Here is a 12,381-nt window from a genome sequence, read left to right as displayed (position 1 = left end):
AAATACAGCAACTAAGAGACCCAAAGGAAACCCATATGCCTAAGTCAAGCGGTTCCTATTCAACCAGCGACCTCTCCCGTAAGTCTGGCGACATCATCGCCGAGGCTCTACGTCATCCAGTGACCATCACCCAGCGGAATAAGCCCCGACTGGTCCTCCTCAATATCGAAGACTACCAACGGCTGATGAAGCAGTCGGACCGGCGTACCGTGGGGACCATCGAAACGATGCCTGATGAACTGGTTGCCGAGTTCGAAAACGCCGTCGAGGCATACGCAGGCGAGGACGAGGCAGGCCGCTCATGAACTACGAGTTGATCCAGACCGCAAGCGTCATACGCTATCCTTATCTGTGGGCGAGAGAGGCTGGGCGTGGAGAGACGGAAGGACGCAAGGAGCGGCCGGTAGCCGTCGGCGTGAGAATGCCGCGGCCCGATGGTGATCTGGTTCTCTTCTTTCCCGTTACCACCAAGCAGCCGGAGGCGTCGCGGCTTGCCGTGGAAGTGCCGGCTATCGAAAAGCGCCGCGCTGGCCTCGATGCCGATCGCAGGCTCTGGATTATCTTCGATGAGTTCAATACCGACATCGTCGGAAACTCATACTATCTGGAGCCTGAGCCGCCAACCGGCCGCTTCAGCAAGGCCTTCTTCCTGCCGCTGCTGCGTGAATTCATCCGTCGCCGCAAGTCGGCCACGGAGGTCAGCCGATTCCGCTGAGCAGGCCCTGAAAACTCGAATTAACGTTTGCGTACGAACTCGGTGCGCAGAACGATAATCCCGAGAAGATCGATTGCCGCCATGATGGAATCAAGGGTCTCGCGTCCGCCCAACGCAACTCGGGCGGCGGCGCTGAACGTGTAAGCTCGTCAACTCCGCACGAAGCGATTGGCCTTTGCTTGCTCGTCCATATCCTTCCGCCGGAAATAGATCGCCCGGCCGCAGCGGATCGGGCTATGGCCTTGAACGATGATGATCTGCTCGTCCTTGCGCATCGACTGGGTGATCTCGTGCGGCATGATCAGCGGCCGGCGCTGGAAATTGACGCTCTCGGATTTGCGCGTGCCGCCGCCTTTCGTGTCCCAGCCGATGTTGCGCGACCGCCCCTGAACCTCGACGGTCATCTCCCCGCATTGGGCAGAAACATTGCGCGCCGTATCGAGGGCCTTGATCGCCGCATAGGAGGCGAAGGCGCAGCCATCGATCCATGACGTCGCGCCATCCTTCCCGAAGTGCCGTTCCAACTGGCCGACCGATTGATAGAGCAGCATCATGCTGATGCCATACTTGCGGCCGCGATCGCGTGCCTCTTCCAGCACGCGCATGTAGCCGAGCAGGTCGACCTCATCGAGCATGAAGAGCGCCCGACGGCTGAAGCCGCCATCGGCTTGAACCATGGCGTTGATCAGAGAGCCGATGATGACACGCCCGATGCCGGGGTAGGAGCGCAGGATCGACGCCGGGATATTGAGGAACACGTCCGTTTTGGCCGATACGATATCGCTCGACCTGAAGGCGTTGCCGCAGACAAGCGCGGCGTAACTATCCAATGAGAGCCATTGCGTATCCTTCGACGCCGTCGAATAGACACCGGAGAAGGTCTGTTCGGTCATGTTGGTGAAGACACCAAGCGTTTCACGGATGAAGGCAGATTCCGAGTGCTCCTGAATGTCGCGCAGCATAGCGAGCACGGAAGGTTCAGGCTCGGAAACGATCTGGCGCAGGCTGCGCAAGTTTCGCCGGCCGGCATATTCCGGCGACAGCATGACATGGGCGAGCAGTCCGGTCAGGAGATTGTGCGCCTGGTTCTGGAAGTAGGAGCCAGTTGAAGATTCAAAACGCAGGCTTTCGGACAGAAGCATGTGGGCGATGCCGACGATATCCTCCTCTTTTCGCATCGAATGCTCGATGCCGTCGAGGACATTGAAGCTCATGATTGGGTTGGTCGGATCGAGCACCATGACATCGCGCCCGAGAATGCGGGTGCGATGCTCAACCACCATCGGCGCAACCTCGGTGGAAGGATCGAGGCAGATCAAAGGGCCGGAATAACGCAGTGCGGTCGGCAGGACGTTGCTGGTCGTCTTGTATCCGCCCGATCCGGCAAAGAAGAGCATATGGGTGGAATCGAAATCTTGGCTGTAGGTCAGGAGTGGCGCCTTGCCGCCCTGTCCCCACGTGCTGCGATCCTTCGGATCGAAGGGCACTTGGTGGACGGTTTCCTTGTCGACGCGGTAACGCTCGCCGACAACGATCTCGCCGTCGGGCGGAAAGAGCCTTGCTGCCGCCGACATTGAAAGCCAATCGGCATCGCCAAAGGTTCCGCCCCTTGCCCGTTTGACTGCCTCGGGCACGACGACGGAGATCCGGGCGGCAACCGCCACAGTCATGAAGCCCGCCAGGGCGCCGATGACGGCAACGAGATCCAGATAGGAAAGCGCCTGGTCCCAGGTGACGATGCCGCGCTCCACCGATGGCACGAGGCGTCCATATTCGCGCAACGCGTAAAAACCGGCGACGACGAGAAAGCACAAGAGGCTGGCCACGGCGATTGGCCGCCGGCGATGCAGCGGCAACGCCCAGACGGTCAAAAGTCCTGCGAGCGGCCCAAACAGGAGCGCCGGCACGGGTGCCGCTTGCAGGAACCAATATTCGATCTTGCCGGAGCGGCCGTGGGCCAGTGCCGGCCATCGCCAGCCGATGATGTAGACGCTGATCGCTGTTACGGCGATCGGCACGAAGACCAGCAGCAGGCTCGGATGCAATCGACCCTTCAGCGCCATCCGGCGGTCTCCTCGACGCGCGGTGTGGACGGACTGAGCGAAGGGCGCCTGAACGCCTCTTTGCCGATATCGCGCAACCGCCTATGTTCGGCCGATCCCGCTATCACCCTTGCCAGTTCGATGAGGCCACCCAGAAGAAAAGCCCGGTCGGCCGTCGACAGACCAGCCTTCACGACGATGCCGCCAAGCAGGAGTTTCTCGCGTGCTTCCTTCTTGCGGTCAGCCGTCATGTAAAACCTCCGACGTCGATCCAGTGCCATCAACTGCTGGTCGACGCGTTTGAGGAGATGCAGCACTAGTGCCTTTCTTCTCCTCTTTGCGAAATCGAGCGGCGATCTCTTCGAAGATCCGCTCGACCTCCTCGTCGGCGATCTCCATTTCCGCCAGCCCGGACTTCGTCGCCACGCGGGCAAACCGCTCCGCCGATTTAACTATCAGAATTCGCCGACGTTCTCGCAACTTCTCCATCTGCGCATCGAGATCAGAAATTGATGATTTTACGGCCATTGGTGAATCTCCCTTTCCCGAAAATAGCCTCCGAAGACCGATTATACTAACTACAAAGCGATAGTTAAATAGGCTATTTTCGACCAGCCCCCGCAGCCGGAATTTCGGCCGATGGCCGTCTTCCGGAAAAGCGGCATCGGCCCTGCGTTCCGATTGGTTTGAGGGCGCAATATACGTCGCTGTCGCGACGTGCTCGGGTGAGGTGGAGACGACAGTGGCGATCATGTTCGTCAGAGCACAGGTGATCGGCAGGGGCGCGGGACGCAGCGTCGTCTCGGCCGCCGCCTATCGCCATCGCGCCCGGATGATGGACGAACAGGCCGGCACATCGTTCAGCTATCGCGGCGGAGCTTCCGAACTGGTGCATGAGGAGCTGGCTCTTCCGGACCAAATACCGGCCTGGCTGCGGTCGGCGATTTCTGGTCAATCCGTCGCCAAGGCGAGCGAAGCGCTGTGGAATGCCGTCGATGCTTTCGAGAAACGCGCCGACGCGCAGCTGGCGCGCGAGTTGATCATCGCGTTGCCGGAAGAGCTGACGCGGGCTGAGAACATCGCGCTGGTGCGGGAGTTCGTGCTCGACAATCTGACTGCGAAAGGGATGGTCGCCGATTGGGTCTATCACGACAAGGACGGCAACCCGCATATCCATCTGATGACGACGCTCAGGCCGCTGGCGGAGGAGGGCTTCGGGCCAAAGAAGGTTCCTGTCTGTGGCGAGGACGGAAAGCCGCTGCGGGTCGTCACGCCGGATCGCCCGAATGGCAAGGTCGTCTACAAACTCTGGGCTGGCGACAAGGAAACCATGAAGGGATGGAAGATCGCCTGGGCGGAGACGGCCAGCCGGCACCTGGCGCTTGCCGGTCACGAGATCCGGCTCGATGGCCGCTCCTATGCCGAACAGGGCCTTGATGGCATCGCGCAGAAGCACCTCGGACCGGAGAAGGCAGCACTCTCCCGCAGGGACGCGGAGATGTATTTTGCTCCGGCCGACCTTGCCCGTCGCCAGAAGATGGCCGACCGGCTGCTTGCCGATCCTGCGCTCCTGCTGAAGCAGTTGAGCAATGAACGCTCCACCTTCGATGAGCGCGATATCGCCAAGGCGCTGCATCGCACTGTCGACGATCCCGCGGACTTCGCCAATATCCGCGCGCGCCTGATGGCATCGGACGATCTCATCATGCTGAAGCCGCAGCAGATCGATGCCGAAACGGGAAAGGCGAGCGAACCTGCCGTCTTCACCACGCGGGAGATGCTGCGCATCGAATATGACATGGGGCGGTCGGCGCGGGTTTTGGCGAAGCGCCGCGGCTTTGCCGTTTCCGATCGGGTGGTTGCAGCCGCGATCAGGCAGGTCGAAACGCAGGATCCGGAAAACTCCTTCCGGCTCGATCCGGAACAGGTGGACGCCATCCACCATATCACCCGCGACAATGCTATCGCCGCCGTGGTCGGTCTTGCCGGCGCCGGCAAGTCGACCTTGCTTGCCGCCGCACGCGTTGCCTGGGAGAGCGATGGTCGCCGGGTGATCGGCGCTGCCCTTGCCGGCAAAGCCGCCGAAGGGCTGGAAGACAGTTCCGGCATCAGGTCGCGGACACTCGCCGCCTGGGAACTCGCCTGGGCCAGCGGACGCGAATTGCTCGAACGTGGCAATGTGCTTGTCATCGACGAGGCCGGCATGGTGTCGTCGCAGCAGATGGCCCGCGTGCTTGACATCGCCGAGCAAGCCGAGGTGAAGGTCGTGCTGGTTGGTGACGCGATGCAGCTGCAGCCGATCCAGGCGGGGGCGGCGTTCCGGGCGATCACTGAGCGCATCGATTTTGCAGAACTTGCCGGCGTGCGCCGCCAGCGCCAGCCATGGGCGCGCGAGGCGTCGCGGCTTTTTGCGCGCGGCGAGACCGGGAAAGGTCTCGATGCCTATGCCCAGCAGGGGCATCTGATCGAGGCAGGGACACGGGCGGAAACGATCGATCGGATCGTCGCCGATTGGAGCCAAGCGCGCAAACAGGCAATCCAGAACTCAACCACGGCAGGCAATGACGGTCGTCTTCGTGGTGACGAACTGCTGGTGCTCGCCCACACCAACGAGGACGTCAAGCGTCTGAACGAGGCGCTGCGATCGGTGATGGTGGGAGAGGGCGCACTTGGTGAGAACCGCGCTTTCCGGACCGAACGCGGCGCGCGGGAATTTGCCGCCGGTGACCGCATCATCTTCCTTGAGAATGCCCGCTTCCTCGAGCTACGCGCTCCCCGTCTCGGTCCGCAACATGTGAAGAACGGCATGCTCGGCACGGTCGTTTCCACCGGCGACAAACGTGGCGATACCTTGCTTACGGTGCGTCTCGACAGTGGCCGTGATGTCGTCATCAGCGAGAGCAGCTATCGCAATGTCGATCATGGCTACGCCGCGACCATTCACAAGTCTCAAGGCGCCACGGTCGAGCGAACCTTGGTGCTCGCCACCGGCATGATGGACCAGCACCTGATCTATGTGTCGATGACGAGACACAGAGACCGCGTCGATCTCTATGCGGCGAAGGACGAGTTTGAAGCAAAGCCGGAATGGGGGCGAAAGCCGCATGTCGATCATGCCGCCGGCGTCACCGGCGCGCTCGTGGAAACAGGACAAGCCAAGTTCCGGCCGAATGACGAGGATGCCGACGACAGTCCCTATGCCGATGTCAGGACGGATGACGGCACCCTCCATCGTCTATGGGGCGTCAGCCTGCCGAAGGCGCTCGAGGACGGTGGCGTCTCAGAAGGCGATACCGTCACGCTGCGCAAGGACGGCGTCGAGCGGGTGACGATCAAGGTTGCGATCGTCGACGAACAAACCGGCCAGAAGCGGTTCGAGGAAAGAGAGGTCTACCGCAACGTCTGGACCGCCAGGCGGATCGAAACCGCCGCAGAACGTCAGCAACGGATCGAGCGGGAAAGCCATCGACCGGACCTGTTCAAGCAACTCGTAGAGCGCCTGTCGCGTTCCGGCGCCAAGACGACGACGCTCGATTTTGAAAGCGAGGCCGGTTATCGCGCCCATGCCCAAGATTTTGCCCGCCGCCGTGGTCTCGATCACCTTTCGCTTGCCGCAGCCGGGGTGGAGGAAAGCCTTTCCCGGCGGTGGGCCGGGATTGCCGAGAGGCGCGAGCAGCTGGCGAAGCTGTGGGAGCGGGCAAGCGTTGCGCTCGGCTTCACGATCGAGCGGGAACGGCGCATCGCCTACAACGAGGAACGGGCTGAACCCCAAACCGTCTTGGAGCCGGATGTTGCTCGCGGCCGATATCTGATTCCACCCACCACAGTCTTCACCAGCAGCGTGGAGGAAGATGGGCGGCTGGCACAACTTTCGTCGCCTGCCTGGAAGGAACGGGAAGCCATCCTCCGGCCGGTGCTGGAGAAGATCTATCGTGACCCGGATGCAGCTCTTGTCGCCCTGAACGCGCTTTCATCGGATACAAGCGTCGATCCGCGCAGGCTTGCCGATGATCTTGCCAAAGCACCCGAGCGGCTCGGCCGCCTGCGGGGTTCCGACCTGATCGTCGATGGTCGTGCGGCACGCGACGAGCGAAATGCCGCGATCACTGCCTTGACGGACTTGCTGCCGCTCGTCCGCGCCCATGCCACCCAGTTCCGCCGGAATGCCGAACGCTTCGAAAGCCACGAGCAACAGCGCCGCGCCCATATGGCATTGCCGATTCCGGCGCTCTCCGAAAAGGCGATGGCACGTCTTACCGAGATCGAGGCGGTGCGCAGGCAAGGTGGTGACGACGCCTACAAGGCCGCCTTTGCGCTTGCCGCCAAAGACCGCTCGATCGTCCAGGAGGTCAAGGCGGTCAGCGAGGCGCTGACCGCCCGCTTCGGCTGGCGCGCGTTTACCTCGAAGGCCGACGCGCTTGGCGAACGCAACATGGTCGAGCGTATGCCAGAGGACCTCGCCAGTAGCAGAGGCGAGAAGCTGACCCGGCTGTTCGAGGCCGTGAAGCGCTTTGCCGACGAGCAGCATCTCGTCGAGCGGCGGGATCGTTTGAAGAGTGTTGCCGGCGCCAGTGCCGATCAAGGGATGGAGAATGTCCCCATGCTTGCCGCCGTCACCGAGTTCAGGACCGCGATCGACGAGGAAGCGCGCTCGCGGGTGCTCTCAGATCCTCTCTATCGCCAGCAGCGAGCAGCGCTGGCGGCGGTGGCAAGCGCGATCTGGCGCGATCCGGTCGGCGCCGTCGGGAGGATCGAAGATCTGCTTCAGAAAGGTTTTGCTGGCGAGCGCATCGCCGCCGCGGTGACCAACGATCCGGCCGCCTACGGCGCATTGCGCGGTTCCGATCGCCTGATGGACCGGATGCTGGCCGTCGGCCGGGAGCGGAAACAGGCGGTGCAGGCCGTGCCTGAAGCCGCCGCCCGTTTGCGATCGCTCGGTTCGGCCTACGTCAATGTGCTCGATGCCGAACGCCAGGCTATCGCCGAAGAGCGACGGCGCATGGCGGTTGCCATTCCTGCTCTGTCGACGGCGGCGGAAGACGTGCTCCTGCGACTGACTGCCGAGGCGAAGAACAACGACCGCAAGCTGACGGCTTCCGCTGCCCCTCTCGATCCCAGCATTCGCCGGGAGTTCGCCGCCGTCAGCCGGGCACTCGACGAGCGCTTTGGTCGCAATGCCATCATTCGCGGCGAAAAGGATCTCATCAACCGTGTGCCACAAGCGCAGCGCAGCGCCTTCGAGGCGATGCAGGACAGGTTGAAGGTCCTGCAGCGGACGGTGCGCATGGAAAGCAGCGAACAGATCATCTCGGAACGGCGCCAGCGGGCTGTCAATCGTGGCATTAGTCTCTGAGACCAATGAATGAGCTGCGGGAGAGATTATGGACGGCAGGAAATCGCTGCAATGCGATCGCCCGCGCCTATATCGCGATCGAGATCAAGAACCAGGCGCGCGGTCGCTCGCTCGCCCGTCAGCTGTGGGCCATCCCTCGGCTCATGGAGTATTCTGTCAACCCAATTACTTGGCGGAGGCAGCGAACGGCTTCAAGCAGCGTGTCGATCGCGGGTGCATGACTCAAATAAGCTGACTTTGAGGATGCGCCCCATTTCCTCGAACTCAGCCGAGCTGCCCTTCAACGCGTCTGAAACTCCTGGTGCAGGATGCGGCAGGCGTCTTTCATGACAGGACTTTTGTAGCCATCGTATTCAGATAAAACTAGTCCCCCTGCTCTGCGTGTTGATCATGAACCCTTCGCTGTGGGGACACCCTGTCTGCCCCTACACGTCCCGCTCCCGAAATCTGCGTTCAACCGAGCGGCTGGCATGATCACCGCGAATCTGTCCGACCTATAAGGCCGGACAGATTCGTAGTGTCGGAATGCTGTCGGAGTAAACATGCGTGCGACATCAAAGCCGATGGCCCTCGCATTTGTTTTCGAATTTCCCCAACTGCTGGAAAACTCGGACCCAAAACTTGAAATCGCCTGAGCGACCGTCGGAGCGAGCGCTTATGGCACACCAGGCTGCCGCGGTTTTCGCATGTTGTCCGTAAAGCGAACGGACAGCAGTACTTATGTCCCCAACATCTGCATCACTCCAAAAATCCGGTGCGGTTGCGGCGCAGCCGGCTGAGAACCTTTCGAACATTTCGTGCATTAAAAAGCCCCGTTACCGTCCGGAAACAGGCCATCAAATTATGCCGGACGTCGATCCCACCGAGTGGGCCACGATCACGTGCCGTCCCTGGCAAATACGCGCTTCAGTGCGAAGTGCTTCTCATGCTCAACATTATGTTGTAACAAAACCGAAAGGCAAGCTATAAAAATACCCGCAATGAGAGCGATTTTCGCGATATTTTACGAATCAGGCTTGAGGTGTCACTTAGAATGAGGCGATCCGGTGAGAGTTTTGTCGTAGCAAACGTAGACATGGTGGGGTCAACAGCTGGCGGTGCGAGCCGATGAGCGCACTTCTGGCGATCGTATCCCGGGATGCCGACTATTATTTGATGCTGTCATACATCTTGAGGGGGGCCGGATACAGGACGGTGCTGGTCGATATTCCAAACGAGGCCGTGGCGATCGCCGAGGAGCGCGGCGCTGCAGCTATCATCGTCGACTGCCAGCCGGGTTCACAAATTCTGGCTGATATCGCGTCGAGCCTGGGAGAAAAGGGGCTTGCCGACGAACTCACACTCATCGCACTCGTCGCCGAAAAGGCCGCTTATCTCGACATCCTGAAAGCCGACGTCGATGAGAGCTTCACAAGGCCGATGCCTCCGGAACGGCTGCTGTCTTATCTCCACGGTGAAATAGGCAATTCCTCCGACGAAGCGTCTGGCCGCTTCGTTCCAATATATGACGATCTGAAGCTGGACGTCAGCGGCCGGCGTGTCTTGGTAAGGGGTATGCCGGTTAATCTCAGCCCGATCGAGTTTCGTCTGCTGAGCGCTCTTATGGGTGACGCGGGGCGTGTTCTAAGCCGCGCGGAACTGATCGCGGTCGCCTGGCCGAAATCAGCTTTCGTCGAGCCTCGGACAGTCGATGTTCATATCGGCCGGCTCCGGCGTGCATTGAGGCGGGCGCTTGGCCGCGATTTGATCCGCACCGTGCCAAAGGAAGGATATGCAATCGACGTTGCGTAAAGTATGTGACTTCCCCACGTTCACATGTTCATCGAAACTTCCCGAAAACTTGCTGTCGCCTTCGTTGCATAAACGACGATCACGCGCATAGCTTGAAGTCCGTTGAACATTTGGGAGCACAACATGCAAGAGGCAGCTTCGGGCGCCGGATCGGCGAAAACATCCCACAGAAACACCGCGGGCCTGATCAGCCACGCGAGTCCCCACTTTGCCGCCGCCCATCTCAACGGCTTGATGGCCCTCTATGTCCATCCGTCTGACGGTCGAGCGGTGGAGCTGCCGGTTTCGGAGCGCCGATTGAAGCGCGTCGTCGACTTCGTCCGCTGCTCGTATCTCGGGCTCGACAATCACCCCTCAATCATCGAAGGCGCAATAGAGACAGTTCGGCGCTACGGAACACTACACTGGTCCTGCGCCCGGACGCGGCTCAATTTTGCAGTCCTCGGAGACCTCGAGGATGCTCTTTCTGATCTCTTCGGCGCGAGGGTTATCACCTACACAACAGTGCTTGCCGCCAACTTAAGCGCGCTTCCGCTGATTGCGTCCGGCGTTCTGACGGGCGGCAAAAAACCAGTCATGGTATTCGACCGTCTCGCGCATGCAACGCTCGCCTTCAACAAGCCCGTCGTTGCTGAAGAATGCGAGGTGCGCACTATAGGCCACAACGATCTTCAGGCGCTCGAAGAAATTTGCCGCCAGAACGAGGCGGTCGCCTATGTTTGCGACGGTGTCTATTCCATGGGTGGCTGTGCCCCGATCAAGGAGTTGCGGGAGCTTCAGGAGCGATACGGCCTCTTCCTTTACATCGATGATGCTCACGGTATATCGATTTTCGGGGAAAGAGGCGAGGGGTTTGCCCGTTCACAGATGCCAGAAGGTCTCGGTGAACGGACGATCATCGCCGCCTCGCTCGGGAAGGGCTTCGGAGCGTCGGGCGGCATGCTGATGCTCGCAACGGCGTTCCAGGAAGAGATCTTCCGGCGCTTTGCTCTCGCGCATGCCTTCTCGGCCTCCATCAATGTTGCGGCGATCGGTGCAGCTCTGGCCTCTCAGTCGATTCACCGCACACCGGAACTTGGTGTGCGGCAAAGGACGCTCGCAGAACACATCTCTCTTTTCGACGAGCTGGTGCCGACCGCACAGGCAGGGTCCCGACTCCCGATCAGGACCGTCGTCGTCGGTGACGAGCTTGCGGCAATCGGCGCTGCCAGACTTGTACTTGATTCTGGTTACTACACGTCGGCCATTTTCTTCCCGACTGTGGCCAAGGGAAGGGCGGGGCTGCGAATATGTCCGACTGCCGGCCACACGGCATCCGAATTGCGCGACGTCGCAGCTGCCGTCAATCGTGCTCTCAAGGGATAAAGATCTGTCTCCGCCCCTTCGGGCGGAACCACCGCCAAAGGGGGATCGTTATCGGATCCAGGCATTCCAACGCTCGAGCATCATCGCAGCATTGTCGTTGATCCATTTGGCGTCCGGGATGACGATGTAATCCCGGATGTCCTCGTCGCTCGGCAGTGCCGCGCGTGCAGCCGGCGACATCAAATCGATCGCCTTGCGGCTCGGCGGCGTGCAAAGGAGTTCGTTGCACACCCCGGCCTGCGCCTCCGGATGATCAAGCCAGTAGCCGATCAACTTCAACGCGTTTGCGCGGTTCGGCGCATCCTTGATAATCGTCAAGCGATCGCCGACGAGGAACGAGGCCTGTTTGGACCAGGCGATCTGGCGTCCTTCCGCCTTCAGTGTATTTGCGCGCGTCAGCCAGATCTGCCCGATTCTGTAGTCGCCGTTGCGAAAGCCCTGAACGCTCTGGTCACCGGTCTTCCACCAGAGCGATATCGCCGGGCGGATCTCGTCGAGCTTGTTAAGGGCGCGATCAACGTCGAGCGGAAAGAGTTTGTCGCGCGGAACACCATCGGCGAGGAGCGCGGCAGCCATTACCCTCCACGGATCGTCGAAATTTGGAAACGAGCGACCCCCAGGAAATTTTGTCTGGTTCCACATATCGGCCCAGCTCAACGGATTCCCATCCTTGAAGGCAGTCGGGTCGTAGGCCATCAGCGTTGCGGTTGAAAAAAGCCTAGCCCCAGCGCTGACGCAGGCATCCTCGACCAGATCTGGCCGGCTCTGGAAAGACTTGCAAAAGTCGGTCAGGTCTTCAGATGTCAGCCGATGCGCTTCAGCGCTCGCCTGGATCTCGCCGTCCGGATAAAGGTCCCAGGTCACGTTGCCGGTCTTGACCATGGCCGCCGCTTTCGCCCGCATCTCGGCATTCGTTGCCGCGACCGAAACAACTTTGATGCCGGTCTTTTCGGTAAACGGCTCGAACCAGAATTTTCGAAGCGCGGCATCGTAGGCGCCGCCTGTGGTCGCAATGATGACCTGCTCCTCGGCTTGCGCCGCCCCCGCACCGGCAAGCATGAGGCAAGCCGCAAGCAGTGGCTTGATCTTCGTTCGCTTTTTCATCGGTTCTTCCT

At 60.7% G+C, this 12,381-nt stretch carries 9 protein-coding genes; 5 read left to right on the top strand and 4 right to left on the bottom strand.

Annotated features, from left to right (window positions below; all coding sequences use genetic code 11):
• Window positions 1-35: 35 nt before the first annotated feature.
• Window positions 36-305, top strand: a complete 270-nt coding sequence (locus U5G49_RS30305) for a type II toxin-antitoxin system prevent-host-death family antitoxin (RefSeq protein ID WP_018245177.1) — start codon at window positions 36-38, stop codon at window positions 303-305.
• The gene (locus U5G49_RS30300) at window positions 302-715 is read left to right on the top strand and encodes a hypothetical protein (protein ID WP_193446660.1); all 414 of its coding nucleotides are present in this window, start codon (window positions 302-304) and stop codon (window positions 713-715) included. Before U5G49_RS30305 ends, U5G49_RS30300 begins: the two co-directional genes overlap by 4 nt.
• A 149-nt stretch (window positions 716-864) precedes the next feature.
• On the opposite strand, the gene traG is transcribed toward U5G49_RS30300, so the two are convergent.
• The 3 genes from traG to U5G49_RS30285 are packed head-to-tail and all read right to left on the bottom strand — an operon-like array spanning window position 865 to window position 3,285.
• Window positions 865-2,778, bottom strand: coding sequence for a Ti-type conjugative transfer system protein TraG (gene traG, locus U5G49_RS30295; protein ID WP_193446661.1), 1,914 nt, complete (start codon window positions 2,776-2,778; stop codon window positions 865-867).
• Window positions 2,769-3,008, bottom strand: coding sequence for a conjugal transfer protein TraD (locus U5G49_RS30290; protein ID WP_018245174.1), 240 nt, complete (start codon window positions 3,006-3,008; stop codon window positions 2,769-2,771). The genes traG and U5G49_RS30290 overlap by 10 nt, the downstream gene beginning before the upstream one ends.
• The gene (locus U5G49_RS30285; RefSeq protein ID WP_193446662.1) at window positions 2,998-3,285 is read right to left on the bottom strand and encodes a TraC family protein; all 288 of its coding nucleotides are present in this window, start codon (window positions 3,283-3,285) and stop codon (window positions 2,998-3,000) included. Before U5G49_RS30285 ends, U5G49_RS30290 begins: the two co-directional genes overlap by 11 nt.
• Before the next feature lie 214 nt (window positions 3,286-3,499).
• On the opposite strand from U5G49_RS30285, the gene traA reads away from it, so the two are divergent.
• From traA to U5G49_RS30270, 3 genes are all read left to right on the top strand, one after another.
• Window positions 3,500-8,110: a Ti-type conjugative transfer relaxase TraA gene (traA, locus tag U5G49_RS30280; protein WP_322790944.1), complete on the top strand. Its 4,611-nt coding sequence runs from the start codon at window positions 3,500-3,502 to the stop codon at window positions 8,108-8,110.
• A 1,107-nt stretch (window positions 8,111-9,217) separates the two neighbouring features.
• On the top strand, window positions 9,218-9,901 hold the full coding sequence (locus U5G49_RS30275) for a winged helix-turn-helix transcriptional regulator (RefSeq protein ID WP_018246080.1): 684 nt from the start codon (window positions 9,218-9,220) through the stop codon (window positions 9,899-9,901).
• 123 nt (window positions 9,902-10,024) lie between these two features.
• Complete coding sequence (locus tag U5G49_RS30270) at window positions 10,025-11,266, top strand: 8-amino-7-oxononanoate synthase family protein (RefSeq protein WP_131598266.1); 1,242 nt, start codon at window positions 10,025-10,027, stop codon at window positions 11,264-11,266.
• A gap of 48 nt (window positions 11,267-11,314) precedes the next feature.
• Here U5G49_RS30270 and U5G49_RS30265 read toward each other — a convergent pair whose 3' ends face one another.
• Window positions 11,315-12,370, bottom strand: coding sequence for an extracellular solute-binding protein (locus U5G49_RS30265; RefSeq protein WP_018246078.1), 1,056 nt, complete (start codon window positions 12,368-12,370; stop codon window positions 11,315-11,317).
• Window positions 12,371-12,381 lie beyond the last annotated feature (11 nt).

Origin of the sequence: Rhizobium indigoferae, from assembly GCF_034554815.1 — a bacterium.
GTDB classification, from domain to species: domain Bacteria; phylum Pseudomonadota; class Alphaproteobacteria; order Rhizobiales; family Rhizobiaceae; genus Rhizobium; species Rhizobium leguminosarum.
The sequence above is the reverse complement of the archived record's forward strand: the minus strand, read 5'-3'. Positions and strand labels throughout refer to the sequence as shown.